A 26,329-nucleotide genomic window follows, 5' to 3' on the forward strand; every position below is an offset into this window, starting at 1 on the left:
GCTTCAGTTGCGAATCATGTTTCAGAAGAATGTTGAGGAAACGAGTTCCTCAACGACAAGAAAGACCATTTTTTGCTCAAATTGGTTTGCTAATATCGACGCAATAACAAGGCTGCGTTCGCACCGCCAAAAGCAAAGTGATTGGACAGGGCAATATCAATGCGTTTCTTACGTGCATGGTTTGCCACATAATCCAAATCGCAAGCCGGATCAGGCTCGTGCAGGTTAATTGTTGGCAAGAGGGTATCGTGTTGTAAGCTTAAAACGGTAGCAATGATTTCCATTGCTCCCGCTGCCCCAATAGCATGGCCCGTCATAGCTTTTTGTGCTGTGACAGGGACTTCGTAGGCGCGATCGCCAAATACGGTTTTGATAGTTTCTGTTTCAGTAACATCATTGAGTTGGGTGCCGGTACCGTGAGCATTAATGTATTGCACATCGCCTGCAGCCAGTTTTGCATCATCCAGGGCTGTTTGAATAGCACGAACCTGTCCTTGCACAGTCGGTGCAGTGACATGATAGGCATCACAACTGGCGCCGAAGCCAATAATTTCCGCATAAATTTTAGCACCACGAGCTTTAGCGTGCTCCAATTCTTCGACAATTAAAATGCCTGCCCCATCAGCCATGACCATACCATCACGATTTTTATCAAAAGGACGACTAGCCAAAGCAGGGTTTTCATTTTGCGTTGACATGACGCGCAGTTTGCACCAGGCAGCCATAATGGTTTCCCACAGCAACGATTCGGTCCCGCCACAAAGGGCAAGGGTGAGACGGCCATTAGCGATTTGGTGATAGGCGTTGCCTATTGCTTCTGCAGAAGAGACACAAGCATTGGAGATCGTGGAATTAGGTCCGCCAAGACCAAAGGCGATAGCCACATGATTAGCTACGGAATTGGGCATGCCGCGAATGACACTTAAGGCAGGAATTTTCTTCCACCCTTCACTGTAGAAGGATTGATAAGCTGCCTCCAGTTCAGGTGTTCCTCCCAGGCTTGTACCGATATAAGTCGCTGCCTGTTGTAGCTCAGTTGCTGTTAAGCCAGAGCGTTCTATGGCATGGTGAGCACAATAGAGTGCATATTGAGCCACACGTGGATAGCGCTTGCTTTTATCAAATTCGGGCAAATGAGCCAGGGACAAATTGGTAATTTCACCACCAATTTGAGTGGGATAAGGGGTTGGATCGTAGCATTGGATACGCTTTATACCACATTGACTATTTGTTGCAGCTTCCCAGAAGGACTCCAGCCCGTTACCGATGGAAGAAATGATCTCCATCCCAGTGATGACAACCCGTTTTTTCATTCCATATCCTCTTAGCCCATATCCACTTGGCGTCGTCCTGCTGCAGTAAAACGCAATACTAAAGGGACGACAGAAAATCTGTCAAGGCGAATCCTCAGCTTTTTCGTGATCCCATGCTTTCTTTACAAATCAACGTATTATCCTGTTTAAGGATTTGTTGATAAAGCACTTCGACCAGCAAATGGGCGTGATCGTTTTCACCATTAGTAGCACTGTTAAATAAAGCGCTAATAATAACCTGATTGCAGGGTACATAGATATACAAGGCGCGATAACCTAAGGTTTGTCCCTCATAGCGCCAGTAATGACCTATTTTGCTATCGTAAATTTGTACAATACCTAAACCAAAACCCTGTGGGTTTTTGACATCTGTTTTAGCCAGTGGAGAACCGGTCGGAATAGCAATGAGAGTTTGCATTTTCTTTTTCTGGGCTGGGGTCAGCAATTTACCATCAATAAACAAATGCTCTATCCAATGAACGACATCCTCACTATTAGCCACCAGGGCTCCCGCAGCGCCAGCCCAACTTAGATTATTCTCGGTTACATCCTGCCCCAGTAATTCAGGATTCTCGTAAACATTATAGGAGTATCCTCTTACCAGGCGTTGCAAGACCTCGGCAGGATAATCAGGTAGAGGATAAAAAGTATTTTGTAATTTTAGAGGGGTGAGAATTTTATCGCTTAATAAATTTTGAAAAGGGGTGTTATAGACTTTACTAAGAATCATATCTATTAAAGCATAGCCGGTGTTACTGTAAAAATAGCCCGGTTTGAGGGGAGGGTTAAACCGGGTGGAGTAAACTAAATTAATCAGGTCTGACTGACTCCAATATCGCCGGAGATTTTTACTCGTTAAATAATTAAACCGAGGTGCGTCGGAATAATTGGGAATACCGGTGCTCATATTAAGTAAGGCGTCTAATCTTAATTGGCCCCAATGGGAATAAGCAGAAAGATAACTATTGAGCCGGTTCTCAAGTTTAAGTTTCCCCTCACTTTCAGCCATCACTGCAAGGGCAGCAGTAAATGATTTAGTAATACTGCCAATATTAAAAAGATCATCTGCGCTGATAGGTTGACTGTCTGTCTCAAGCGAGCGATTACCTGCTGTATAAGTACTGATTTTATCCTTCGTTCTAATAGAAACCTGGATAGCGGAAAACATTTCTTGTGGTCCGTATTGACGTAGATGCTCTTTGATAAGGGTGTCAGGAGTAATCGTTTCATTTGTTGCAGCGCGGCAACTGATTACAGCAAATTGAACAGAAAGAGCTAAAAATATAGTCAATAATTTTTTCATAAGGCCGTAGTCAGTAGAGGAAATTTATCCATGTTAAAAAACTTGTTTAAACTAGCATGTTTAGGAAAGCGTACGCAACTTATCAATGGAAATAGCCCAGTAATCATTCGCATCCTTGGTTTTAAAACCATGGCGCGTATAAAGATCAAGAGCACCCTGGTTCGAGGTTTCAACATCAAGTGCCAAATGGGTTTTTCCCTGAGACAGGGAATTATTAATACACCAGGCTAACAATTCACTACCCAGGCCTTGGCGTTGATAAGCAGGCAAGATTGCTATGTCAGACAAAATAGCATCATCGGATTGCCAACGGATGTGGGCTTTACCAACCGGTTTTTCCTGGAGTGAAGCGAGGAAGATGACGTAATTATTATCGTTGAGCAGGCTGTTAAAACGTGCAGCCATATCAGTTTCTTTGGCCGCTTCAAAACAGGCTTCATCAATCACCGATAAAATGGGAATATCCGCCGCGGTTGCTGGCCGCATCGTAAGCTCACGGCGGGAAATTAAAACAGGCTCATAACTGTGTCGTTGCATATGGTATTCACTACTTTGGTAATGAAAACCGAGCCTCGATAACCATTCATCATTGAGCTTTGCCGGTGTAGAAAAAATGACTGTATTGATTTGCTTTGTCAATAACAGGGGCATGATGCTTTGCAGCATTTGTGTAGCAATACCCTGTCGGCGATAAGTGGGGTCAACGATAATACTTATTTCACAAGCATCTTCATAGAAAAAATAAACACTCAAAAACCCTGCTAAATGATTATCCTGGTAATAGAAGACATTATTGTCTGTCGCTCTTTTTTCAATGAGCAAATGACGATAGAGTGGAGGCACTCCGCCGTCTGCTGCACGGCATAGGGCAGCCAGGTCATCAATAGCGCTTAGTTGGGTGTCACTTACATGATTATTACAGATCAGCATGGTTTTCTGGGTAATAAATAAGTTAACGCATATCTTGTCAGATTTTTTAAAATTGTCCTAGGGGCTGTTTACATTTCTACGGTCTTGGCACCTATGGCTTGATTTTCTGTGCCTCGTTATTCACCTACCCGCGTCGACGTTCCGTTGCGATGTTCGAATACCAAGCCATAGGTATTCAAGCTAGCGAAAAGTAACAGCCCCCTCATCAAAGAATTATTTTTTCTGGCTATAATTGCCTGGTACCCAACGAGGCTCTTAGCATAGAGGTTCCAGAGAAATAACAGGAGAAGCGCATGAAAACCAGAGGACGGTTATTAGCTGCCATCGCTGTTTTCTTCTGGGGAGCGGCTTATGTGTGGGGCAAGCTTGCTATGGATTGGTTATCCCCTTTTGCAGCATCAACGGCACGCTTTGGTTTTGCGGCATTCATTATGTTGATTATCACCGTATTCATTAACAAACCCAGCCGCTCTCTGTTCAAGGGCCACTGGCTGCATTACTTTTTACTGGGGTTTATTGGTATTACCTGTTTTCAGGGTTTTCTCTTTTTGGGCGTGTATTATTCGTCACCTGTCAGTGCCGCTGTTATCATGGCGCTGTCGCCTGCTTTGACGGCGATTCTAGAGGGTTTAATAACCAGGCAAATGCCTCCCGCAGCGACGATATTTGGGATAGTGATTTCAATAATTGGTGCGGTCATTGCTATTTTGGGCGCTAGTCCGCAAGGGTTAAGTCATTTTCATTTGAATGGCGGGGATCTTTTTGCTTTGATTGCTTCTCTCTGTTTTAGTTTCTATACCGTTGCTTCGCGTCGATGGTTAATCAAACAAGTTTCATTACTGGTTAACGTTACTCTTATCGTCACTATAGGAGCAATTTTTTTATTACCTCTGGGACTTAGTTTCTTGCCGGATAGTTTTCCGCCATCAATGACGCCTGTCTGGGCATTAGTAGGGCTAATCCTTGGTTCTACGGTTAGTGCTTATCTCTGTTGGACGCTGGCGATTGATCAACTTGGTGTATCGGAGCCTAATTTGATGTTTAATTTCATGCCAATTGTGACAATAGGTTTATATTCACTGCAGGGCAATCTACCCACGCTGTTGCAACTGGCGGGGGCTTTTTTAGTAGTTGCTGGTGTGAGTTGGGCGATGTTACCAAACCAAAAAAGCAGTTGACATGATTACAATCTTGGCACCTATGGCTTGATTTTCGCTGCTCAGCATACCAGTAGGATTGCTCCGCTGCCATGCTCGAAAATCAAGCCATAAAAAATAAAATGGGTTATCTAACTAATCATAAAAAAGATCACAAATACGACACTTAAAATAATTAATAAGTGATTCACCGCCTGGCGCGTCAGTAATTTAAGTAGGGTATAGAGAATGATCCCACCGCCTATACCATCAGCAATTGATGCTGTAAACGGTATCATCATGATGGTAATCATGCAGGGGGCTGTTTCACTAAAATCAGTGAGTTTCAATTCACCCAAATGTTTCATCATACAACAGGCTACATAAAGCAATGCAGGACCTACCGCATAAGTGGGGATCATTCTAGCCAATGGAAAAAAGAACAACATTAAAATGAACCCTGCGGCAATCACCAGCGCGGTTAATCCTGTGCGGCCGCCTGCTTCAATACCTGCTGCGGATTCAATAAAAGGAGACGTGCTGGCGGAGCCTAGCAATCCTGCTGCTATGGAGGCTGTTGCATCAGCGGTTAAACTTTTGCTGAGACGATGCTGATAATCTGGTTGATGTTTAAAAATAGATGGATTGAGCAAACCAATTAAAGTGCCCGTTGCATCGAATACAGCAATGAGAAAAAAGGTAAAAATTGCTTTAAGTGCAGTTACATTCGTTAATCCTGAAAAATCAAGTTTCAGGAAAGTCGGCGCTATGGAGGGAGGTAAGGCAACCAAACCTTGCCAGGTGGTCAAGCCCAGCAGCAAACTCAGAATACTGATACAAAGGATCCCAATAATGATTGCTGCCGGAATACGGTAATAATCCAATACCAGAATTAATAGAAAACCAGCAAAGAAAAGTCCACTTTGTGGGCGACTAATATCGCCGAGATGCATCAACGTATATTTGTTGCCAATAATAAGCTGGTTAGATTCCAGGGCAATTAAGGCAATCAACAAACTAATCCCAATTAAGATAGCAATTTGCAAATTATGGGGAATTGCTTCAATTAAGAGGCGCCGTAAGCGGGTCAGACTGATAAAAAGAAACATGACTCCCGAGATAAACACCATGGCTAAAGCGTGTTGCCAATCGACGCCTAGTCCTTGCACAACACTGTAAGAAAAATAAATATTAAGAGCCATCCCAGGTGCTACTCCTATGGGAGTATTAGCCAGGAGACCGGTCAGGCCACACGCGAAGGCGGTTACCAGACAGGTCGCAGTGAAAACAGCACCTTGGTCCATACCGGTATGTTGTAAGATGCTTGGGTTCACAAAGGCGATGTAAACCATCGTTAAAAAGGTAGTGGCTCCTGCTAAAAATTCTTTTTTCAGCGAGGTATTTTCCAGCAGACGGGATTTTAAGGTATTCATGGTGGCTTTGCTTGAGGCAAAAGGAGATCCTACAAAAGATAAGGGAGAGTTACTAGGGGGTGTTAGCATTTCGCTCGCATGAAGTGTCAACAACCCTACTGTTCTCAGTGTTTTACATGTAGTGATCAAACATGGATATTGAGAACAGCAAGAACAATTTCAATTGTAATTAAAATAATAATAATAATTTCTAACGTATGGGAATGACGTGTTTCCAGATAATCGTTAAACATATTGAAAATTTCATTCAAGGTATCTAAACGATGGTTAATTGCATTGACGCGGCGTTGAATATGTAAATAACGCTCCATCATGATGAAATATTCTTCGAGTGTCGGATGCTGCCAGAAATATTTGGGATGGTAGAAGAAGTTAGAAATTAAATTGGTTTCGCTTTTTGCCCCCAGAATTTCTCCGATAACCTGGATTATCTGACTGCGGCTTATTGGCATTTTTCCCTTATTAGAAAGGCTTTGAATCATTGGGTTGTATTTTTCAATCAGTGCTTCAATGATGGTTTCAAAATACTGCAATTTGGCTGATTGGGAAAATCCATAAGACAGGCTTAATTTTAGCTCATCACTATCAGTATCTATAGTTAAACAATCGACATCAAAAAAATCATGGGGTTCGATGGCGGTTTTATCGCCGATTTTATAGCTGAATTCATCTCGCACTAAAAATGGAACGGGTTTTTCACCAAACCTTTTAATGATATTAAGATAGGTGTCGATTTGATGGCGTTTGATTCCCCAGGAAACGACGGTGCCATTTTTAAAGACGAAGATTACATGATTATTATTTTTACTGTTATGGCCAAACTTTAAGATGTCGCGAGTTTTATTGGAATGATAATCAACCAGGGACGTTTTGATGTAATGATCTAAACGTGTTAAATCAATTGAGTTGGCAATGCAGTAAGTTAAGCATTCCATGATTATAAATAGCCTTTTGGAAGTAAATTATAGCTTGTGATATCAATAGGGAGTCTGATATCACAAGTCAGCGAACTAGTATGATTATAACTGAAGTACAAGGAGACTACACGCTTTCTGTTTCGCGACCAGTCTCTGTTTCGCGGCCACCTGTTTCTGTTTCGCGCCCAGGATAGGCTTTTTTTCTATCGGTTACGCCGCTGAGCCATTTTGGGCAAACCTCCAGCACTTCAGCAATTTTATCCAGTTGCTCTGCAGGCGGTAATAGATGACCAAAAATCATTGCATTGGCCAAATGGCGTGTGACGCCAAATACCTTCGCAACTGCTTTTGTTTTTTCCGCTAATTCCTCGGGAAAACCCAGCAATGATAGCTCACGGTTAAATCGTTGTGAAAACACTTTACTGTTCACTTTTCACTCCATGAAAAAAATTGTTTTATCAGCCTTCCAGGGCCTGTGGGCATTTCGCTCGCTGAGTCGAAATGCATTGATTTACGAGCATCGCAGCACCGTTTACAGGGTAGTAAATGAGCAGCAAAACGCAGGGGATCAATGCTTTTCGGCCACGATGATAGAAACGTCAACAGACCTTAGTTGATAAGCCGCGCCCTTTTTCATACCTGTCAGTCCCTGATACAGGTAAGTCTGTTATAACTTATTTTTTTTCTGACGCAAAGTATTTTCTATTTATTTTAAAAACAATTAGTTACCTTTAGCAGGCTTTGGTCATTTTTAATAATTAGTTGCCTTTTTTTTGTTCATTTGAAAGGGTTTGAAAGAGGCTTGAAAAGCCATTGCGATTATTTCTAACGTATAACGGCCATGACGGTATTCGCATAGTCAATTCCATTTAAATAGGCCTGGCTATAATCCTGTGCTGTAAAGGTAGTGTAATCAAGCAGATCAAAGCGGCCCTGTTCATAATGTTGAGTTAGCAAGAGCAATTGACCGAGAATGCCGCGTTTGTGGAGTAAGGCGTCATTGAGTTCTTCACTAAGGGGAATCTTACTGAGTAAAGAGGTCATGGGTTCATTTAAAATAGTGTCGAGTGCGGAAAACATCCCCACAGTATAGGCTTGCTGCGAATTCACCAAGCCTGAAGAGCGAGCCAATAGTTGGCACATTTTCGCCCGAATTAAAGTGCGCTCTAGTAAATCATAAGTAACCTCATCCAGACTTGATACCAAAATCAAACTGATCCAGTTGCGTATTTGGACAAGACCGAGCTGCTGAATGGCTTCTAACAACGAGTCGATTTTTTTTCCTATATACATTGCTGGTGAATTAGCAAGGCGCAGAATGCGGTAACTCAATTTGGGGATCTGCAGAATGATTTCTTCCACGCGTTCCAGTTTCACATCAGGGTGATGTAGTTCCGCTAATAATTTTAGTAAGTAAGCTTTGCTCTCTGATAATTCCTGGCCTTGAATGGGGCGTGGGAAATTGAGAAAGAAACCTTGGAAATAGTGAAAACCAAGCTTTTTACACAGTGACAGTTGTTTCTTATCTTCAATTTTTTCAGCTAATAATCGACCCTTAAAGTTTTTCAGTAAGGCCAACTGTTTTTTGATCTCGCTCTCATTTAAATTAAGGACATCGATTTTTATTATCTGGGCTAAGTGAATTAAAGGGATTAGGTCGTCCCGAAAAACGAAGTCATCAAGGGCAAACTTGAATCCCTCTTTAACCAGTAATTTAATGGTATCCAAGAGTAGTTCGTCAATAACTGTATATTCCAACAACTCAATAATGACTCTATTTTGTGGCAATAGCAGTGGAATTTTTTGTAAAAGATGGTTGCGTGTAAAATTGATATAGCACGGAAGGTTACCGACTACTGAATCCAAACCCAGGTTAGTAAAAAGATGGGACAGAACAAACGAGGTTGCTTTGTCTCCTGCCAGATTATCCAGCGGGTCAATATTAGACTGCAAATCATCGCCATTGCGATACAGGAGTTCGTAGGCGCAAACGGAACCTGCTGCATCATAGATTTCCTGGCGTGCAAACAATATTGGAGTCAGTTGTTGAGTCAAATTAATAACTTATTGCTAGGGTCGTATTTTAAGTATAATCAATTAAATAGCGCTTTAGGGTTTGTGATGAATATATTTTTTAAGTGCTTTGAATGGTGGAAAAATTCAAGGGCTGATTTTCTCAACAGAGGTTGTCCCTTGTTGAATCAGCCCTTATAAGGAATTGGATAAGCTTAATGTTTTCTATGATTCATGATGGCTGTAATAATTCAAATCCAATTCCCTCGCTGCCTTGACATCATCCAAACGTTTAACAGGCAGGCTATGAGGTGCATCTCTTAATAAGTCTGGATTTATTTGTGCTTCATGACGAATCGCTTGCATGGCGCTGATAAAACCATCCAATTCTTCTTTGCATTCGGTTTCCGTGGGTTCAATCAATAAACATTCCGGCACCAGTAAAGGGAAATAAGTTGTTGGCGCATGAAAGCCATAATCCAATAACCGTTTCGCCAAATCCATTGCAGTAACGCCAAACTCTTTTTTCTCCTGCCCCATAGTCAGAATAAACTCATGGGAAGCACGTCGGCCAGGATAAGCGGGTTTAAAACCGGCTTGCGTTAGTTGGGAAAGTAAGTAGTTGGCATTAAGAGTAGCAAATTCAGAGACACGCAATAAGCCTTCCTTACCAAGAACACGGGTATAAAAATAAGCCCGTAATAAAATAGCGGCATTACCCATAAAACAGGATAAGCGGCCAATACTTTGCGGGTAGTCTGTTCTCGTTGCCCAGCGGTAGGTTTCTTTTTCTTTTACTACAACAGGGAGCGGTAAGTAAGGAAGCAGGCGTTTTCCGACGGCTACAGGACCTGCCCCTGGCCCCCCGCCGCCATGGGGGGTGGCGAACGTTTTATGCAAGTTTAAATGCATGACATCAAAACCCATATCCCCAGGTCTTACTTTACCCAAAATAGCATTCAGATTGGCGCCGTCATAGTAAAGTAACCCGCCTGCCTGATGGACAATTTCAGCAATTTCTTTAATCTGGCGCATAAATAAACCAAGCGTGGAAGGATTGGTTAACATAATGCCCGCTGTTTTTGGACCTACTTTAGAGCGCAGCTGTTCGAGATCGATATCACCATCTTTTGCTGTAGGAATTTCAACCACTTTAAAACCACACATCACGGCCGAAGCGGGATTAGTGCCGTGTGCCGCATCAGGGATAAGGATCTCTTCACGGATCGTATCACCACGTGATTGATGATAGGCCTTAATCATTGCTACACCAGCAAACTCGCCCTGTGAGCCAGCCATTGGTGTTAAAGAGACACCAGCCATCCCGGTAATTTCGGTCAGATAATGTTGTAATTCATAAAGCGCTTGCAGAAAGCCCTGGCTGCTTTGTTCCAAGGCTAGAGGATGGCGATTACTGAAGCCGGGAATAGAAGCCGCTTTATGCACCCCGCGAGGGTTGTATTTCATCGTACAGGAACCCAGGGGGTAAAAATTAGTATCAATGGAAAAATTTTTCTGTGACAAACGGGTATAGTGGCGTACTACCTGTAATTCAGAGCAGGCTGGCAGACGCGGTGGTGTTTGGCGTAAAAAATGAGCTGGAATAGCAAATTGCTGTTCGGTGCCTTGGGGGGCCTGGGCAGTTGCCTGGCGGGTAGCTTTAGAGCGTTCAAAGATTAACATAATTTGCCTTCCGTTTCTTGAATGAGGTCTTTGAGTTCCTCACGATGTTTTACAGGAGTAAATTCAATAATCTGGTAGTCTGCAATTTCAGCAAGGTAATATGGGTCTTGCTGCAACATGGATTCCAAATGCGCTTTGTCCCTGGTTGTAGCAATAAGAATACTGCCTGTGCGCGGTTTCATTGGCCCAGAAGCCAGAAGTAAACCCTGCTTGTAATGGTAATCCAGAAATTCGCGATGTGCCTGCAAATACTTATCTACTTCACTTATCGCTGCTTTGTAGGTTAGCTGTACAATAAACATCAACTACCTCGCTTAGACATAATTTGTCTGAGTGAATTGGCATAATAAGCAATTTCCTCCTCTGTACGGAGCTCCGTCGCACAAACCAGTATGGTATTTTTTAATCCCGGATAATGAGATTCGACGGAATAACCACCAGCAATGCCTGCGTCATGTAACTGTTGGAGTACCCAAGCAGCGGGTTGATTAAAACGTAGAAGGGTTTCATGAAAACAAGGTGCTGAAAATACTTTGTCTACGCCCTCAATCTGGCTCAGTGCTGCGACCAGGGTTTGGGTGTTATGATGGCATTGGCGGGCAACCTGTTGCATGCCGTCAGCACCAAGAAGACTCATATGAATGGTTGCGGCAGTAACCAGCAAACCCTGATTGGTACAGATATTGGAAGTCGCTTTACCCCGTCTTATATGTTGTTCGCGGGCTTGTAAGGTAAGACTGAAGCCCGTTTTGCCATCTTTATCGAGGGTACGGCCTATTAGACGCCCTGGCATTTGACGAACATGCTCCATGCGGGTGCTAAAAAATCCAAAATAAGGGCCGCCTGAGGCAAGTGGAGAGCCAAAGGGCTGGCCTTCACCACAAACGATATCGACACCACGAGAACCCCATTGCCCAGGTGGTTTTAAGAGGGCAAGCGAAATTGGATTAACACAGGCAATGCTCACTGTGCGATTCGCATAGGCCCAATCACTCATTGCGTCGACTTGTTCCAGGCAGCCAAAAAAGTTGGGCTGGGCGATAATTAAGGCCGTAATATCCTCGCCTTGATACTTGTCCAGGGCAGATAAAGCCGTGATACCTTCTTTTTCATCAAAAGGCAGTGTGATGACTTCAATATGTTGCGTACGCACCACAGTTTCCAGCGTTTCACGATATAAGGGGTGAACCGTACCGGCGACCAGAACGCGATTGGTTTTACTGTGTTTATTCACACGCACTGCCATCAAAACCGCTTCAGCGAGCGCCGTGGCTCCATCGTACATCGATGCATTGGCTACATCCATGCCTGTTAATTCGGCCATCATCGTTTGGTATTCATAGAGTAACTGCAATGTTCCTTGACTGGCTTCTGCCTGGTAAGGCGTATAAGCAGTTAGAAATTCACCGCGTGATGCAATATCCCACACTGCAGCCGGGATATGATGCTCATAGCTGCCTGCACCAATAAAACAAATACCATTTTGGTTTTTATCCGCTAAACGTTGAGCTTCTTTTAGCATCGCCATTTCGCTGAGGCCGGCAGGTATATTTTTTAGTTCGCCATAGAGCAAAGACGAGGGAATTTCATCAAACAGGTCTTGTGTTTGTTTAGCTCCTATGCTCGCCAACATGGCTTGCGTATCTTCGTCCGTGTGTGGAATATAAGGCATTATTAGTGTTCCTCTGCTATCTCGTTTTGATATTGTTCGTCATTCAACAATTCATTTAACTCAGCTGGATTATGCGCTTTTAATTTGACTAGCCAACCAGCTCCATAAGGGTCGCTATTAACCAGTGCTGGATTAGCACTCACTTCCTGATTAACCGCTACAACGATACCGCTTATTGGTGCATAGAAATCGGAGGCCGCTTTGACAGATTCAACAACGCCCAATTCATCGCCGGCTTTAAATTCATCACCTGTTTCAGGTAGCTCTACAAAGACCATATCGCCTAGCAGTTGTTGAGCATGTTCAGTGATACCGATGGTATATTCATCCTCGCCGCTTTTTAGCCATTCATGGGTGCGGGTAAATTTTAAATCTGTCATTATCCTTTCCTCATTATTATTCTTAAATTATAAACGTTAGCGATGAAGTCAATCGCCCTACAATAGTTTTCCGCGCTTAACAAATCGCGGCTTACCCACTTTCGCGGGAATTAATTTACCGCGGATATCAACCATGACTTGTTCACCGGTATTTGCAGGTACACGCGCCAGGGCAATGGATTTTCCCAGGGTGGGCGAATAAGTACCGCTAGTAATAACACCGTCACTTTGTCCGTCGACCACAACACGTTGGCCGGTACGCATAATCCCTTTATCCTGCATAACCAAGCCGACCATTTTGCGTTTAACGCCATGCTGTTTTTGTGACAATAAAGCACCCATCCCGATAAAATCGCGATCTTCTGGCAGCCATTTTACAGTCCATTCCAAACCGGATTCCAAGGGGGTAGTTGATTCATCCATATCCTGGCCATATAGCAGCATGCCAGCTTCCAATCTTAAGGTATCGCGTGCAGCCAAACCGCAGGGTTTAACGCCAATTTGCAAGAGAGACTGCCAGAGATTAACTGCCGCATCGTGGGGCAGAATAATTTCAAAGCCGTCTTCACCGGTGTAGCCCGTGCGGGCAAAAAACCAGTTGTCGACATCAACACATTCGAAATTGGTTAGCGTAGATACACCGTCGCTTTGAGCAGGTGTCAGAATAGTCATTATTTTGGTTATAGCTTCCGGGCCTTGGACAGCTAGCATGGCGAGTTCGTTTCGTTCTTGCAGGCCTACTGAAAAGCCTTCGCTTTTGGCGCGGATCCAGGCCAGATCACGTAAACGGGTTGCTGAGTTTAAGACAATACGATAATTATCAGAGGCGCGTTGATAAACAATTAAATCATCAATGATTCCGCCATGTTCGTTACACATACAACTGTAAAGTGCACGTCCGGTATGCTCGAGTTGATCGACATCATTAGTCAACAACTTACGCAAAAATTGTCGTCCGCCCGCGCCCAGTACATCAACAACAGTCATATGAGAAACATCGAACATGCCGGCGTGTTGACGAACGTAATGGTGCTCCTCCAGTTGTGAGCCATAATGCAAGGGCATTTCCCAGCCATGAAAATCAACCATTTTAGCGCCAAGTGCCAAATGATTAGCATGCAATGGTGTTTTTGCAATCATATAATTCCCTCTTTTCTGCGCGTTGGTGCGAATGATTATACCGAGATGAGTTATAACGACAAGTGGATGATACACATCATTAATCTTATTGTTTAAGAGCGCCATCATTTTTCGCAGTTTGCAGATAGAAAATAATCGGATAATCCATTATTCTTCTTGCGCGCTTATCATTAGACAGGGGATTAAAGAATGTCATTCAAACAGTTAGGTTATGTCGCATTACTAGGTCTATCAGTGGTCAGTCAAGCTGGCTTCGCTGCAGATGCTATGGTTTTTAAAAATGAAAAGGGTTCTGTTTTAGAATTAACTGTTGCGAAAGAAGGTAATGTAACAGGCTATTTTACTACCGCTGTTGCTTCGAAAGAATGTCAGCAAGCAATTGGTCAAAAACGTCCTCTGGTTGGTTATCTGACCGGGAATGCTTTTACTATCAGCATTGATTACCCTGACTGTGGTTCAGCACTCAGTATTATTGGCAATATGGCTGAAAATAAGAAAGCACTCGACACAACCTGGGTTGTTGCCCACCAGGCACAAAACAATCAGCAGCCAAATCTGGGCGCACGTTTCATTGGTCATAATTCTTACACACGGGTCAACTGAGTTTGACATTCTCTAAGTAGCGCGGAGCCAGGTACAGGAAATGCTTGCTCCGTGGCTTCTCGGGCATATTTTTTGCGTGTGAAGAGCGGAGTGCTTATCACTCGGGCAGCGATGGAGTTGACTCAGGGAGGATTGAGATGACAGAAGAAATCAGTACGCGTTCATGGGGTAGCCGTATAAAAGACGCTTTTATAGGTATTTTTGCCGGTATTCTTTTAATTATCGGTTCTTTTGTCCTCACCTTCTGGAATGAAGGCCATGGCTTGCATAGGGCTCAATCGCTAGTAGAGGCTCAACGCGTATTAATTTCTGTTCCTAATGCCCCTATTGATAATAAAAATAATCTTCGGGTTGTCTATTTCAGTGGTTTGGCAACGACCAAAGATATTCTGACCGATTCTTTCCTTGGCATTAAAGAAAACGCCATTGGTCTCACGAGAACTGTAGAAATGTATCAATGGAAAGAATATACAGAAACCAAAACTGAATCGCAGATGGGCGGCTCAGAGAAAACAACAAAAACGTATAATTACAAAAAAATCTGGTCACAAAAACTGCTTGATAGTTCGTCGTTTAACGATCAGGCTGGGCATCAGAATCCTGCGGCAATGCCCGTTGAGTCACAACAGCAATATGCTCAGACAGTCACTGTGGGAGATTTCTTCCTTCCACAAAGCGTGATTAGTGAAATTAGTGAAACAAGTCCTGTTAACCTTTCCAAAGTGAATCTTTCCGCTATCCAGAAGCAAATCAATAAACCAGTCCATTATGTCAATAATCAACTCTATGGGGGACAGGATTACCAAAATCCGCAAATTGGCGATCTACGCATTAAAGCAACAGCGGTTTTACCGCAAACGGTCAGCATTATTGGCCAACAAACAGGAAATACCTTACAACCCTATATGGCTAAAGCTGGGCAAGAGGTGATACTTCTGACTTCCGGACAAGAATCACCGGACCAAATGATTCATGATGCGCTGGTTGAAAATCGAATTATCACCTGGATCCTGCGCCTGGTTTCCTTGCTCGCGATGGTTGCTGGATTTTCCCTGGTATTAAAGCCGCTGGTTGTCCTGGCAGATGTATTACCCCTATTAGGTTCTATTGTCGGATTTGGTACGGGCTTGATTGCTTTTGTTTGCGGTTTTATCCTTTGGTCAATCGCAACGGCAATAGCCTGGTTCGCTATCAGGCCGTTTTGGTCTCTGGGTATCATCATCGTTGCTGTAGTGGTCAGCTACCTCTTTATTATGCGTCGACGTCAAACGCAAGCATTAAATAAAACAACTCAGCCAGCAGAGGTGGCTATTAACGATGATCCCTCAAAATGACTTTTCATTGTGCGACATAAAAAGCACGAGGCTTTTTATGTCGTACTGATTAATTACTGCGTTTTTTGCAGTGTTGAGTTTGATGGGTTTTTTATAGTCGCCTTTGGCCTTTTAGGAACAATAGGTGCTTTCATGCCTGCTGGCGCTATACCTTGCAACAATATTTCATTGGTGCTTGGTCTGCCTACGCCATTAGCGTCTTTACAGCGTTGTGTGTGACATTTAATTTTGCAATTGCCGTCAACGCAGCCGTAGCAACCCCAATCAGGCCAGCAGCAAGCCCAATTACCTGTTTCTGAACCGGTCCAGTTACCGCCGGACAATTCGCAAACCCCTTTGAGATCTTCTCCACCGCCGCTACCACCTGATTGCTGCGCAAGCGCGTTGAAGGATAAGCTGCTGCTGATGAGTATGAAAATAGTAAATAGTCTATGCATGATTACTTCCTCCGCTGAAGTTGAACTGCCTAAGCGGTTAGATAGTCCATTACCACTCATATCAAGCATAGTCCTCCAGTTGTGTGTTGTAAATAAACAGAGTGGCTAAAAATAACAATGGAGTTCTTCGGAAACTCGCTAGCGAATCCTTTGCTTAACTTGGGTATTTGCTCTAGGATAAAGTATCATTGCTCATAGGAATATCCGTGACGAATTGGCTTGTGTCCTGGCATTGGCTGCTTGATCTTCTTTGGTTACTTTTTTTACTGGTTTTGTTGCGGCATTTCTGGCGGGATCGGCAATCGTTACAGCAAACCAAATTCTGGCTTATTACTAAAGGACGTATCACACGTTTTGTCTGGACTCGTGAAGGACACCAGTTGTGGCCGAAAATAGAATATACCTATCAGGTTTTTGATAGGGATTTTATTGGCGAATACCTCTTTTTGGACACGTCACACAATAATCCTAATAGTAAATATGCGCGTAAAGTGGCTTATCGTGCGGCGATCGCCTTCGAAAAAGACGAAGAAATTGACATTTTTTATAATCCCAATCATCCGGAGCAGGCCGCGCTTGATATTACCATGCCCCGCAAATTAAATTTGATTATTATCTTACTTTTTTTATTAATTATTGTGCACCTGGGGGTGATTGGGTACCACTTGTTGTAGCGGTGCTATCCACTTCTTGCTTACATTGGCAAGGCGGGGTTATTACCTGGGCCTGCAGACTACTGATAGCAAAACCTCGTACACCTTGACCAGATGGTGCCCGGTTAAAGTTAATGGTGACCCGTAAGTTTTGTTTTTGTTGGTATTGAGGGTTTCTATAAATAACGAGTAAGGGCATAACAGCTTGCCACTGCGCAGCATTTATTACCTTGATTTCAGGGGGTAATGTTGCTACTGCACTGACGAAATAAGAATTTTTTTGCACTGCATCAGGGAGTTTAGACGCATTGAGTGCTGCACTATAGGCCGTCCAGCCTGTCGCCGTAAAATATTTGGCGATTTCTCGTTGCCGATCGATAAAATTTTTATAATTAAATGTATAGGTAGCGACAATGGCTTCGTTGACCCATACCGCCATCTGGGTATCCTCCGACGCGGGTTCAGCCCATGTCAAAGAGCAGGAAAAAAGGGTGATTAATACGGCATAGAGCTTAATGTGTCGCACGGTATTCTCTCGTAAAGATTTTTAGTTAATTGTAGACGGGTTTAAAACACAAAAAAACCCCGGCTGAAAGCCGGGGAAAACGGGTGTCCGACATTCTCGTACGGACACTACTCTGCATAAAGAGGGGAACGCAGAGTAGAGCACTCGGGGGAATGCTCACTTATTAGACACATTTGTTTGAAAAAAGTTCATCTGAAATAAAATAAATTATTAATTTTAATGGGTTCACAAGGACAGACTATATACCGATAAGCCGGTATTTATGGTATTTTATGCGGTTTTGGGTTATTCAATAAGTGACTTAGGCCTTTTGCAAAATCCATTCTTTAATCGCCAATCAAAATTCAGGTATCTCTTTTGATTGGATAAGGTATAGTTCGGTTCAATGGCGTGAATATAATGAGGGGGGCATTGTGCGCAACAGTCGTTTTTACTTTGCCAACCGCGAAAATGTCAGTCGCTTTATTAACCGCTGGGATCTGCTGCTCCTGATTCTCATTTTCTCAGTATTATTTTTTCTTGGTTGGGCAGGCAAACAGATGGCAAGCCCCTATCAATTGGGGGATCCGCTACCCATTTCACTTGAGCCGTCAAAATTACCTTTTTATGCTTTGCGTACCGTGTTGCGGATGTTTATTGCCCTGGCCTTGTCGATTATTTTCACGTTTATCGTCGGTACCCTGGCAGCAAAAAACAGGCGTGCTGAGCAAGTGGTTATTCCGGCAATCGATGTTTTGCAATCCGTGCCAGTATTAAGTTTTCTATCCATTACGGTTACCGGTTTTATTCACCTCTTCCCCGGCAGTTTATTGGGGCCAGAATGTGCCTGTATTTTCGCTATTTTTACAGCGCAGGTATGGAATATTATTTTTGGATTTTACCAATCGTTAAAGACCTTGCCTCATGACTTGAAAGAGGCTTCGGCCATGTTCCAACTATCAGCCTGGCAGCGTTTTTGGAAGGTTGAAGTCCCTTTTTCCATGTCCAGTTTATTGTGGAATATGATGATGTCTATGTCCGCAAGCTGGTTTTTCGTTGTTTTATCAGAGGCAATTGCTGTCGCTCATCAGGATATCCGTTTACCTGGCGTGGGCTCTTATATTGCCCTGGCTATCGAACGGCGTGATTTGCATGCGGTAGGGTATGCTATTTTAACCATGGTTATTGTTATTTTTCTCTATGATCAGATTCTGTTTAGACCACTGATAGCCTGGTCTGAGAAATTTAAAATGGAACAGGCACCCGATGAAGAAGAATATCAATCCTGGCTCATTGATTTGCTGCGCGGCAGTCGATTAACCAAGCGCTTTGGTAAAGGGCTCAATATTGTCAAAGATAACTTTGTTAATGCCCGGTGTTTTCGCCGTAGAGGACCGAAGGTGGTGAAAGAAGTCGATTTTCACCGTCAAAAACACCTTGATTGGCTATGGTATGCAGTCGTTTGGTTGGTTATTATTGGGAGTGGCTGGTTATTGCTGGAATTCATTCTTGCCGAACTGAAGGTCAGCGAGATTGTTCACGTCTTTCTTCTTGGGGCCGCTACCGGTACCCGCGTCATTGTATTGATTATTATCAGTTCGTTCATTTGGATTCCCGTGGGGGTCTGGATAGGGTTGCGGCCGCGCCTGGCGCAAAAAATACAGCCGGTCATCCAGTTTGTTGCCGCATTTCCTGCTAATTTATTCTATCCTTTATTTGTAATTGCCATTGTACGGTTTAATTTAAGCGTGGAAATTTGGGTAACGCCACTGATGATTCTGGGTACGCAGTGGTATATTTTATTTAATGTGATTGCCGGGGCATCAACCATTCCGCGAGATCTTTATTTGGCAGCTGATAATTTTGGTGTGAAGGGATGGCAATGGTGGAAACGACTGGCGTTACCCGGTATTTTCCCCTTTTATATCACTGGCGCAATTACTGCTGCAGGCGGTGCCTGGAACGCCAGTATTGTGGCAGAATGGGTCAGCTGGGGGAGCACCACGTTAAAGGCAACCGGTTTGGGGGAATATATACAAGCCAGCACGATTGCCGGTGATTTTCCGAAAATTGCGTTAGGTACGGCAATGATGTGTTCCTATGTCTTGGCGTTTAATCACCTAATTTGGCGCCCGCTCTATCGTTTGGCGGAAGAGCGCTTTCATTTTAATTGAGGCATCGATGTCAGAAACCATTATTGCTCTTGAAAATTGTCGTAAATCCTTTAAAAAAGCATCTGAGCAAGATTTATTGGTGCTTGAGGATGTCAATTTTAAATTACAGGAAGGCGAAATTGTCGCCATGCTGGGTAAATCGGGCTCCGGAAAGTCAACCCTTTTGCGTATTATTGCGGGGTTGGTACCACCCTCAGCAGGAAAAGTAAGCTATCGCGGTAAAGCCGTCACAGGACCCGTACCGGGTATTGCGATGGTTTTTCAATCCTTCGCGCTGATGCCTTGGCTGACTGTATTGGAAAATGTGGAGCTCGGTTTGGAAGCTCAGGGGGTAGGTCGAGAGGAGCGTCGTCATCGCGCTATTGAAGCGATTGATACCATTGGGTTGGATGGTTTTGAGTCGGCTTTTCCCAAGGAGTTATCAGGCGGAATGCGGCAGCGGGTAGGTTTTGCACGTGCTCTGGTGACTAATCCCGATGTGTTATTGATGGATGAGCCTTTTTCTGCGCTGGATGTGTTGACAGCAGAAAACCTTAAATCGGATTTACTCGAATTATGGCAAGAGAAAAAGACCAACACGAATGGTATTTTGTTGGTCACGCACAATATTGAAGAAGCGGCAACACTGGCTGATCGCATTGTTATTTTTGGTTCCGATCCGGGTTACATTCGCGCTGAATTACAGGTTACATTGCCGCAACCGCGTGAGCCTGACACGCCGGAGTACCATGCGTTGGTTGATAAAATTTATACCTTGATGACCACTGGTCCCAAGGAAAAGGCAAGGCGTGCCCAACGCGAGCGGCAAATCGGCCTCGGCTACCGTTTGCCGGATGTAGAACCTTCAGAATTATCAGGTCTTATCGAAACGATGAAATCTTTTGAGGAGCGTATTGATTTACCAGAGCTTGCTGATGAGTTAATGATGAACATTGATGATTTGTTCCCTATCCTCGAAACACTGGAAATTTTGGGTTTTGCCAAAGTTTCCGATGGGGATATCCAATTGAGTGAACTGGGTAAACAATTTTCTGAAGCCGATTTGCAAGAGCGTAAGCAATTATTTGCCAGACGGTTATTGGAAAAAGTACCTCTGGCACGTTATATTCGCCGCGTCCTGGATGAAAAGATAGGCCATCGTGTTTCCGAGGAACGCTTCTTAAGCAAGTTGGAAGATTATTTGAGTGAAAAGGAATCAGAGCGGGTATTGCGTACCATGATTGACTGGGGACGCTATGCGGAGATTTTTGCTTACGATTTTACCAGCGGTATTTTAAGTTTGGAAAATCCGGGTATCTCAGGCTCTACTAAAATTAACTAAGGCGAGGTCGATATAAAAACAGAATTCTGTTTTTATATCGCTAGTGAAATAGCGTGTAGGAAGCCACCGGAAAATCCAGTGGCTGGTGGTACATCAAGCTGTTTTTTGATGGGCTTTCGCTAACAGAAAATCAAGAATTTTAAACAAACGTTCTTCACTTTTTGCCATTTGCAAATCAGTCTTGTATTGGTTATTGATAACCACAGCAGGTACGCCGTTAATACGGAAACGAGCCATAGAGGCTGTTCCTGCAGTCACTTTCATATCAATGGTGGTTGAGTTTTCAAAAGCACTTTTTGCAGTCGCATTTGCTACGCCTTGGGCTGTGAAAAAATCAATCATGGCTTGATTGGTATTCAGTGACTGCTTATTGTCCTGGATAGCCTTAAACAAAGCCGGGTTGAGTTTTGCTTCCAAGCCTAGAACATGAGCGGTGTAATAAGCCTTGGCGTAATAACTCCAATCTTTATGAAACACGACCGGTACGCGGGAGAATTGAATTTTATTTCCCTGCTTCTTTACCCAGCCCGCCAATGTAGGCTCGATACGATAGCACCAAGGGCAGCCATAACTAAAAAATTCTGTGACAGCGATTTTATTCTTGGGTTGTGTTGTTGTATTGCCGTTGACTAATTCATAGTCTTTTCCTGCTACAAAATCGTCAGCGAAAGCTAACGCTGGCAGTAATAAAGCAATTAATAAAAAACGTTTTAACATAGTTTCTCACTTCAAAAGGGTTGAGAACGTGCAGTTTACATCAAACACAGGTGTATTTGTATTTTTTCGAAATAATTAGAGAGCTATCCATTTCGCTGGATTGTGTTTATAGTCATGTAGGTCGGGCCCCTGGCCTGTAGCCTGGATGAAAGCCGAAGGCTGTAATCCGGGATTTTAAGCTATGAGCCCAAGATTAATGCAAACCCTGCATGTAATAGGCTACCGCAGCCATATCTTCTGGACTCATACGTGCACTTATATCACGCATAATGGAATTCAAATCATTTTTGCGCTTTTGATCTTTAAAGGCTTGAAGTTGCTGTATCGTATAAAGCGCATGTTGTCCTGATAACACAGGGAACCCCGCCTGCTCGTTACCTGTCCCTCTGGGGCCATGACAGGCGATACAGGCAGTAATATGTTTATCGAAATCACCACCGCGATACAATTGCTCACCCCGTTTTAAATATTTTTTGGGTACAGAACCTTCTGGCAAAGGGAGTTTGGCATAAAATTCAGCCAATGCTGCCATATCCTGTTCATTGAGGTTGGCAAGGATTGCAGTCATCGTTGGGGCATTACGAGTACTGCCTTTTTTGAAATCGATCATTTGTTTGAGCAGGTATTTTGCATGTTGCCCCGCAAGGCTTGGCCACTCAGGATTAGTGCTAATTCCTTTTGCACCATGACAGGCAACGCAGAGAGCCGCTTTTTCTTCAACCGAAGAAGCAACTTCAGCAGCCTGGATCGCGCATGTGCAGAATAGTACAACCGCAAACACGATTTTTTTCATTCTTTTTCCGAAGGTTTTATCTCATTTAATGGTACACTGCCTGAGCAAAAATCCCAAAATGAAATTGAAAAATAATGTTAAGAAATCCATACACTCAGGCCAGTTTTTTAAAAAGCGCAGCGCGTGTTGAGCATCTCCCTGCTGACGAGGGCTTTGAAGTCGCTTTTGCTGGACGCTCAAATGCCGGTAAATCCAGTGCCCTGAATTGCCTAACCGGCATCAAACAACTCGCCCGTACCTCGAAGACACCGGGGCGTACCCAATTAATCAATCTCTTTAGCCTGGATGACCAACGGCGCTTGGTCGATTTACCCGGTTACGGTTATGCCCAGGTTGCCCAGCAAGTGAAGCTGGATTGGCAGAAAAATTTAGCGCATTACCTTGAAGTGCGCCAATGCTTAAAGGGCTTGGTGTTGCTAATGGATTGCCGCCATCCGTTGAAAGAGTTGGATAAGATGATGGTTGACTGGTCTTTAAATCGCGAATTACCCGTCCATATCCTACTGACCAAGGCAGACAAATTAAGCCGTGGTGACGTTAAAAATGCGGTGATAAAAGTGCGTCGCCATTATCAATTGATGGAAGAGTTTGTCACGGTACAAGCCTTTTCTTCATTGAAGAAGGAAGGGGTTGATGAGTTGATTACGAAGTTAAATGAGTGGTTTGATTGGTAGGTCGGGTCATGACCCGACAATCTCTCATTAATGATAACGCGCTATTAGGTGATGTGCTCAACTTTGTAGAAAATTTTTGGTTATGGCAACAGCCTTATTAATTCAACTACAACATCGATGCCTCCGTCTGGCCTGGAGATAATTCTTATATTTTCAAAATTTTCCTTTTGAAAGTCGCCATTATATATACGCCTTTTTATACTATTGAGAATATTACGTGCAGGTGAGTTTGACAGGGTATAAATAGCAATCTTGCATATGCGCTCCAGTTAATCTAATGAGGCACAATCTATTCGCGCCCCTACATACATTTTATAGTCTCACATTGGAAAGATGGCCAGTAAATTTATGGGAAAATTATTATGGGCACGTAGGTATGGCCTCTGTCCCGGCATGATCTCTATGGCCAAGGCTCCTGTTGTTCGAAGCATCCAATCTTCACTGGCTATTGAGATTTAAGTAAACGCCTCTTATAATAAAAATATATCAGCTGCTGATACTTAAGGTGTTCATAAACATGGATGATGGCTTAGACTATTTACTCTCGCTAGATGGAACTGAATACACGGAAGAGAATGGGTATTGGTATAAATAAGATAGAAGTAACGCGGACAGATCCAACTCCTGGGCGGCCTCATGGAATTAGGTATAACTTAACCTTTCATGATAACCATAATCAGCGTATTTTGGGATTTGATAATGCACATGCAATCCGTATTCAAAAGAGAGGCCGGTATAGCGGACAAATATTTCAGTATGATCATGTACATAGAACAATAAGAGATACTGGAACACCCTACGAATTTGTAAATGCTTCACAATTGCTCGAGGATTTTTTTAAAGCAGTTAATTCAATTATGGAAGTTGAATTACGGAGGTAAATAGGAATGAAGGTAATCCAAGTTGGTGTTATGCCTAGAGAGAAATTTCAGCGTCGTGCATTAGAAATAGCTTCCGGCCGATATATACCTAAGCGAAATGAACCGAAGATTTGGTTTAGTTCTATCAAATCGCTGTGTGAAGTTTTAAGTGAAAATAATATGCGGTTGCTAAAAATAATCAATGAACAAAAACCTGAGTCGATTAAAGAGTTGGCCGAAATTGTTAATCGGGCACCCAGTAATCTAAGCCGTACTTTAAATACGATGGCGCGTTACGGCATTATCGAATTTAAAAAAAGCGGTAAGAATTCTAAGCCGATTGCGAAATCATTAAATTTTAATATTCAATACAGCGTTGCGGGTTGAGGTATTCAACTCATTAAAATTAGCTAAGATTACAACGGCAGATTTCCGTCATGCCTCGCCAGAAAATTCTCGAATTTTCAGTTGCAAGGCACTACAGAATAAAATAACATGAATGTGCTTTTAGTTGTTTTAAGGCAATAAGCGCTGATAGGAGGGATTGCAGTCCCCCGCTACCAGCTGACCACAATCTATCCAGGAGATAAATTATGGCTGACGTCATGTTATTTCATTTGTATTCCTTTTTTCAACGTTTCCTTATTAAGAAACGGCATAAAATCCCCCTTTTTTCGACGTGACCTTTAGGTTTTGTTAGCTATTTGCGCAAGTAAATTGCTAAACGAACACTAATGTTTCCAATACTCACTGCACGGGTAGGAACAGTCACGTCTCTTGCTCGTGTTCTTTTTAATGTAGGTCGGGTCTTGACCCGACGCGCTGTTGGGTAAGTTTCCCAACCTACGCTGGAGAACAACATGGACAGTAACAGAATGAATGAACACAATTTTATTCATTACCACACAGCCAAACAGAAGCAGTTTTTTAAAGCCTTTGCGCGAGACTACTTAACCTATTTAGGCAATCCCAATCCCAGCAACAAGCAGCTTGCTGAAGTGCAGACCCTGTTGTCACGGGCGTGGGTGCAGCGGCCGCTTTGTATCGATGGGCGTTTAACCCCGCGTGAGCAGCAGTGTTTGTATTTATCCTCGTTGGGGAAAAGTATTAAAGAAATTGCTACCTTTTTTGCTGTGTCGGAACGGCAGGTGGTCTGGCATCGCAATAACATTTTTCAAAAACTGGCGTGTAAAAATATTGCTGAGGCGATTGCCAAGGGTTTGCGTTATGGAGAAATCGCAGCGCCTGATTAAGGCCGGTGGAAAACCGACGGTTCCCCGCCTGCAGGGGGAACATTATGACAACACGATGTTGGGCAAAGGGTCCAATCGACAATAAAGGAATAAATCATGACACAACTCTTAATCGTTGAAGACAATGTTATCTGCCGCAAATGTATCTTTCGTTATTAAGTGATGAGTATCAATTGACTCTGGCAGAAACTGCACAACAAGCATTGGAAACACTGGCAACCCAATTCTTCGACTGCATCCTGCTTGATTTGGGTTTACCGGATAGGCCGGGGGAGGAAATTTTGCCGTTGATTCGGGCTAATCCTCTCTATGAAAGGACACCCATTATTGTGATTTCAGCGCATGTGGATGAGCCTTTGGGGAAACACTGTTTGGCGATGGGGGCGAATCATGTTTATGTGAAACCCTTGTTGCCGACCATGTTGCGGCGCATGGTGGAGAGTACGTTGATTTAAAGGACTATTGCGGATTGCTATCTGATGTAGGTTGGGTCGTGACCCAACTTACCTCTTACATACTCGGTTTTGTGTTTGTGTTTCAGGTTGGCCCGACATGCTCAGCCTGCATTTACTATTTATAAATTAAATACCTTGCTTTAGAGCATCATATTCCATTACCGTCTCAAGAACGCCCGCCATATAGCCTATTCTATTTGCTTCTATAGAATTAAATCTAGCAACTAATGTCTTATCCTTTGATATTTCTGTTGGTGATTTTTTTATCGTCTTGTAATCACTGTTGGATTTTATTTCCAGAATACAATTATCCGCTTCTCCAGTCATTTTTTGGGACACAATAAAATAGTCTGGATTTAAGTACTCCATTGTTGCAATGTGGGTTAGTGTACGAATAGTTTTCTTATCCAGATTCTCCAAAAACTCGTTTTCTATAACTATGTCTCTAATATTTTTCTCTATAATAGTGCCTCGTGGGGGTATTTTAATCGTTGCTTTTGTGAAACCAGTTTTTTTGCATTCATAAATATGGAGTATCTCATATCCAGCTTTAGGATCAGTTTCAGTCATAAAATCCTTAAACATAAGAGTCAGCCAATGATCCCAGCTTGTTTTTTGATTCATTATTTC

At 43.2% G+C, this 26,329-nt stretch carries 28 protein-coding genes; 11 read left to right on the plus strand and 17 right to left on the minus strand.

The features are described from left to right. Positions 1-89: 89 nt before the first annotated feature. From DYC89_RS14290 to DYC89_RS14300, 3 genes are all read right to left on the minus strand, one after another. On the minus strand, positions 90-1,313 hold the full coding sequence (locus DYC89_RS14290; RefSeq protein ID WP_115222391.1) for a beta-ketoacyl-[acyl-carrier-protein] synthase family protein: 1,224 nt from the start codon (positions 1,311-1,313) through the stop codon (positions 90-92). Positions 1,314-1,407: 94 nt separating this feature from the next. Then, positions 1,408-2,616 carry a serine hydrolase domain-containing protein gene (locus DYC89_RS14295; protein WP_115222392.1) on the minus strand — a complete coding sequence of 403 codons (1,209 nt, stop codon included), beginning with the start codon at positions 2,614-2,616 and terminating at the stop codon, positions 1,408-1,410. 60 nt (positions 2,617-2,676) lie between these two features. Continuing rightward, complete coding sequence (locus tag DYC89_RS14300; RefSeq protein ID WP_245954014.1) at positions 2,677-3,546, minus strand: GNAT family N-acetyltransferase; 870 nt, start codon at positions 3,544-3,546, stop codon at positions 2,677-2,679. Positions 3,547-3,839: 293 nt separating this feature from the next. Here DYC89_RS14300 and DYC89_RS14305 point away from each other — a divergent pair, with 293 nt between their 5' ends. Then, a complete protein-coding gene (locus tag DYC89_RS14305; protein ID WP_115222393.1) occupies positions 3,840-4,724 on the plus strand; it encodes a DMT family transporter in 885 nt (294 codons plus the stop codon). 110 nt (positions 4,725-4,834) lie between these two features. Here the strand turns inward: DYC89_RS14305 and DYC89_RS14310 are convergent, their stop codons facing one another. From DYC89_RS14310 to gcvT, 9 genes are all read right to left on the minus strand, one after another. Further along, positions 4,835-6,115, minus strand: a complete 1,281-nt coding sequence (locus DYC89_RS14310; RefSeq protein WP_115222394.1) for an NCS2 family permease — start codon at positions 6,113-6,115, stop codon at positions 4,835-4,837. Between the two features lie 125 nt (positions 6,116-6,240). Beyond that, a complete protein-coding gene (locus DYC89_RS14315; RefSeq protein WP_115222395.1) occupies positions 6,241-7,050 on the minus strand; it encodes an RMD1 family protein in 810 nt (269 codons plus the stop codon). 106 nt (positions 7,051-7,156) lie between these two features. Further along, positions 7,157-7,462, minus strand: a complete 306-nt coding sequence (locus tag DYC89_RS14320) for a hypothetical protein (protein ID WP_115222396.1) — start codon at positions 7,460-7,462, stop codon at positions 7,157-7,159. A gap of 395 nt (positions 7,463-7,857) precedes the next feature. Then, entirely contained in the window at positions 7,858-9,087 is a 1,230-nt protein-coding gene (locus DYC89_RS14325; RefSeq protein ID WP_115222397.1) for an EAL and HDOD domain-containing protein, read from the minus strand. Between the two features lie 183 nt (positions 9,088-9,270). After that, positions 9,271-10,728 carry an aminomethyl-transferring glycine dehydrogenase subunit GcvPB gene (gene gcvPB, locus DYC89_RS14330; protein ID WP_115222398.1) on the minus strand — a complete coding sequence of 486 codons (1,458 nt, stop codon included), beginning with the start codon at positions 10,726-10,728 and terminating at the stop codon, positions 9,271-9,273. Further along, positions 10,722-11,030, minus strand: a complete 309-nt coding sequence (locus DYC89_RS14335) for a YciI family protein (RefSeq protein WP_115222399.1) — start codon at positions 11,028-11,030, stop codon at positions 10,722-10,724. The genes gcvPB and DYC89_RS14335 overlap by 7 nt, the downstream gene beginning before the upstream one ends. Beyond that, positions 11,030-12,400 carry an aminomethyl-transferring glycine dehydrogenase subunit GcvPA gene (gene gcvPA, locus DYC89_RS14340; protein WP_115222400.1) on the minus strand — a complete coding sequence of 457 codons (1,371 nt, stop codon included), beginning with the start codon at positions 12,398-12,400 and terminating at the stop codon, positions 11,030-11,032. The genes DYC89_RS14335 and gcvPA overlap by 1 nt, the downstream gene beginning before the upstream one ends. A gap of 2 nt (positions 12,401-12,402) precedes the next feature. Beyond that, on the minus strand, positions 12,403-12,780 hold the full coding sequence (gene gcvH / locus DYC89_RS14345; RefSeq protein ID WP_115222401.1) for a glycine cleavage system protein GcvH: 378 nt from the start codon (positions 12,778-12,780) through the stop codon (positions 12,403-12,405). A 57-nt stretch (positions 12,781-12,837) separates the two neighbouring features. Continuing rightward, positions 12,838-13,920, minus strand: coding sequence for a glycine cleavage system aminomethyltransferase GcvT (gcvT, locus tag DYC89_RS14350; RefSeq protein WP_115222783.1), 1,083 nt, complete (start codon positions 13,918-13,920; stop codon positions 12,838-12,840). 189 nt (positions 13,921-14,109) lie between these two features. Between gcvT and DYC89_RS14355 the strand changes: the two genes are divergently transcribed. Both DYC89_RS14355 and DYC89_RS14360 read left to right on the plus strand, forming a co-directional pair. Beyond that, positions 14,110-14,523, plus strand: coding sequence for an avidin/streptavidin family protein (locus DYC89_RS14355; protein ID WP_115222402.1), 414 nt, complete (start codon positions 14,110-14,112; stop codon positions 14,521-14,523). A 137-nt stretch (positions 14,524-14,660) separates the two neighbouring features. After that, positions 14,661-15,857, plus strand: coding sequence for a TMEM43 family protein (locus DYC89_RS14360; RefSeq protein WP_115222403.1), 1,197 nt, complete (start codon positions 14,661-14,663; stop codon positions 15,855-15,857). A gap of 53 nt (positions 15,858-15,910) precedes the next feature. On the opposite strand, the gene DYC89_RS14365 is transcribed toward DYC89_RS14360, so the two are convergent. Continuing rightward, on the minus strand, positions 15,911-16,294 hold the full coding sequence (locus tag DYC89_RS14365; RefSeq protein ID WP_147285513.1) for an acetyltransferase: 384 nt from the start codon (positions 16,292-16,294) through the stop codon (positions 15,911-15,913). 206 nt (positions 16,295-16,500) lie between these two features. Here DYC89_RS14365 and DYC89_RS14370 point away from each other — a divergent pair, with 206 nt between their 5' ends. After that, positions 16,501-16,968, plus strand: coding sequence for a DUF3592 domain-containing protein (locus tag DYC89_RS14370; RefSeq protein ID WP_245954015.1), 468 nt, complete (start codon positions 16,501-16,503; stop codon positions 16,966-16,968). Here DYC89_RS14370 and DYC89_RS14375 read toward each other — a convergent pair. Continuing rightward, a complete protein-coding gene (locus DYC89_RS14375) occupies positions 16,928-17,473 on the minus strand; it encodes a DotI/IcmL family type IV secretion protein (RefSeq protein WP_281271385.1) in 546 nt (181 codons plus the stop codon). The genes DYC89_RS14370 and DYC89_RS14375 overlap by 41 nt on opposite strands. Before the next feature lie 413 nt (positions 17,474-17,886). Here DYC89_RS14375 and DYC89_RS14380 point away from each other — a divergent pair, with 413 nt between their 5' ends. Both DYC89_RS14380 and DYC89_RS14385 read left to right on the plus strand, forming a co-directional pair. Then, positions 17,887-19,626, plus strand: a complete 1,740-nt coding sequence (locus DYC89_RS14380) for an ABC transporter permease (RefSeq protein ID WP_115222406.1) — start codon at positions 17,887-17,889, stop codon at positions 19,624-19,626. Positions 19,627-19,633: 7 nt separating this feature from the next. Then, positions 19,634-20,947 (plus strand): AAA-associated domain-containing protein, encoded by a 1,314-nt coding sequence (locus tag DYC89_RS14385; RefSeq protein ID WP_115222407.1) that lies wholly within the window; start codon positions 19,634-19,636, stop codon positions 20,945-20,947. Between the two features lie 93 nt (positions 20,948-21,040). Here DYC89_RS14385 and DYC89_RS14390 read toward each other — a convergent pair whose 3' ends face one another. Together DYC89_RS14390 and DYC89_RS14395 are read right to left on the minus strand one after the other, a co-directional pair. Next, positions 21,041-21,664, minus strand: a complete 624-nt coding sequence (locus tag DYC89_RS14390) for a thiol:disulfide interchange protein DsbA/DsbL (RefSeq protein ID WP_115222408.1) — start codon at positions 21,662-21,664, stop codon at positions 21,041-21,043. 193 nt (positions 21,665-21,857) lie between these two features. After that, a complete protein-coding gene (locus DYC89_RS14395) occupies positions 21,858-22,457 on the minus strand; it encodes a c-type cytochrome (protein WP_181879415.1) in 600 nt (199 codons plus the stop codon). 74 nt (positions 22,458-22,531) lie between these two features. On the opposite strand from DYC89_RS14395, the gene yihA reads away from it, so the two are divergent. The 5 genes from yihA to DYC89_RS14420 all read left to right on the plus strand — a co-directional run bounded on the left by yihA (position 22,532) and on the right by DYC89_RS14420 (position 25,699). Further along, entirely contained in the window at positions 22,532-23,131 is a 600-nt protein-coding gene (gene yihA, locus DYC89_RS14400) for a ribosome biogenesis GTP-binding protein YihA/YsxC (protein WP_115222409.1), read from the plus strand. Between the two features lie 575 nt (positions 23,132-23,706). Then, positions 23,707-24,012 carry a toxin-antitoxin system TumE family protein gene (locus tag DYC89_RS16640; protein WP_245954016.1) on the plus strand — a complete coding sequence of 102 codons (306 nt, stop codon included), beginning with the start codon at positions 23,707-23,709 and terminating at the stop codon, positions 24,010-24,012. Positions 24,013-24,018: 6 nt separating this feature from the next. Continuing rightward, complete coding sequence (locus DYC89_RS14410) at positions 24,019-24,378, plus strand: MarR family transcriptional regulator (RefSeq protein WP_115222410.1); 360 nt, start codon at positions 24,019-24,021, stop codon at positions 24,376-24,378. A 473-nt stretch (positions 24,379-24,851) separates the two neighbouring features. Beyond that, positions 24,852-25,244, plus strand: coding sequence for a helix-turn-helix domain-containing protein (locus DYC89_RS14415; protein ID WP_115222411.1), 393 nt, complete (start codon positions 24,852-24,854; stop codon positions 25,242-25,244). Positions 25,245-25,384: 140 nt separating this feature from the next. Further along, positions 25,385-25,699: a response regulator gene (locus DYC89_RS14420; protein ID WP_181879416.1), complete on the plus strand. Its 315-nt coding sequence runs from the start codon at positions 25,385-25,387 to the stop codon at positions 25,697-25,699. A gap of 126 nt (positions 25,700-25,825) precedes the next feature. Here DYC89_RS14420 and DYC89_RS14425 read toward each other — a convergent pair whose 3' ends face one another. Next, positions 25,826-26,323, minus strand: a complete 498-nt coding sequence (locus DYC89_RS14425) for a hypothetical protein (RefSeq protein ID WP_115222412.1) — start codon at positions 26,321-26,323, stop codon at positions 25,826-25,828. Between the last annotated feature and the right edge of the window lie 6 nt (positions 26,324-26,329).

The organism is Legionella donaldsonii (genome assembly GCF_900452385.1).
GTDB classification, from domain to species: Bacteria; Pseudomonadota; Gammaproteobacteria; order Legionellales; family Legionellaceae; genus Tatlockia; species Tatlockia donaldsonii.

Coding starts and splice junctions, on each gene's coding strand:
- DYC89_RS14290 (WP_115222391.1), bottom strand. CDS start 1,313: ATGAAAAAACGGGTTGTCATCACTGGGATGGAGATCATTTCTTCCATC.
- DYC89_RS14295 (WP_115222392.1), bottom strand. CDS start 2,616: ATGAAAAAATTATTGACTATATTTTTAGCTCTTTCTGTTCAATTTGCT.
- DYC89_RS14300 (WP_245954014.1), bottom strand. CDS start 3,546: ATGCTGATCTGTAATAATCATGTAAGTGACACCCAACTAAGCGCTATT.
- DYC89_RS14305 (WP_115222393.1), top strand. CDS start 3,840: ATGAAAACCAGAGGACGGTTATTAGCTGCCATCGCTGTTTTCTTCTGG.
- DYC89_RS14310 (WP_115222394.1), bottom strand. CDS start 6,115: ATGAATACCTTAAAATCCCGTCTGCTGGAAAATACCTCGCTGAAAAAA.
- DYC89_RS14315 (WP_115222395.1), bottom strand. CDS start 7,050: ATGGAATGCTTAACTTACTGCATTGCCAACTCAATTGATTTAACACGT.
- gcvPB (WP_115222398.1), bottom strand. CDS start 10,728: ATGTTAATCTTTGAACGCTCTAAAGCTACCCGCCAGGCAACTGCCCAG.
- DYC89_RS14335 (WP_115222399.1), bottom strand. CDS start 11,030: ATGTTTATTGTACAGCTAACCTACAAAGCAGCGATAAGTGAAGTAGAT.
- gcvPA (WP_115222400.1), bottom strand. CDS start 12,400: ATGCCTTATATTCCACACACGGACGAAGATACGCAAGCCATGTTGGCG.
- gcvH (WP_115222401.1), bottom strand. CDS start 12,780: ATGACAGATTTAAAATTTACCCGCACCCATGAATGGCTAAAAAGCGGC.
- gcvT (WP_115222783.1), bottom strand. CDS start 13,920: ATGATTGCAAAAACACCATTGCATGCTAATCATTTGGCACTTGGCGCT.
- DYC89_RS14355 (WP_115222402.1), top strand. CDS start 14,110: ATGTCATTCAAACAGTTAGGTTATGTCGCATTACTAGGTCTATCAGTG.
- DYC89_RS14360 (WP_115222403.1), top strand. CDS start 14,661: ATGACAGAAGAAATCAGTACGCGTTCATGGGGTAGCCGTATAAAAGAC.
- DYC89_RS14365 (WP_147285513.1), bottom strand. CDS start 16,294: ATGCATAGACTATTTACTATTTTCATACTCATCAGCAGCAGCTTATCC.
- DYC89_RS14385 (WP_115222407.1), top strand. CDS start 19,634: ATGTCAGAAACCATTATTGCTCTTGAAAATTGTCGTAAATCCTTTAAA.
- DYC89_RS14390 (WP_115222408.1), bottom strand. CDS start 21,664: ATGTTAAAACGTTTTTTATTAATTGCTTTATTACTGCCAGCGTTAGCT.
- DYC89_RS14395 (WP_181879415.1), bottom strand. CDS start 22,457: ATGAAAAAAATCGTGTTTGCGGTTGTACTATTCTGCACATGCGCGATC.
- yihA (WP_115222409.1), top strand. CDS start 22,532: ATGTTAAGAAATCCATACACTCAGGCCAGTTTTTTAAAAAGCGCAGCG.
- DYC89_RS16640 (WP_245954016.1), top strand. CDS start 23,707: ATGGGTATTGGTATAAATAAGATAGAAGTAACGCGGACAGATCCAACT.
- DYC89_RS14410 (WP_115222410.1), top strand. CDS start 24,019: ATGAAGGTAATCCAAGTTGGTGTTATGCCTAGAGAGAAATTTCAGCGT.
- DYC89_RS14415 (WP_115222411.1), top strand. CDS start 24,852: ATGGACAGTAACAGAATGAATGAACACAATTTTATTCATTACCACACA.
- DYC89_RS14420 (WP_181879416.1), top strand. CDS start 25,385: ATGTATCTTTCGTTATTAAGTGATGAGTATCAATTGACTCTGGCAGAA.
- DYC89_RS14425 (WP_115222412.1), bottom strand. CDS start 26,323: ATGAATCAAAAAACAAGCTGGGATCATTGGCTGACTCTTATGTTTAAG.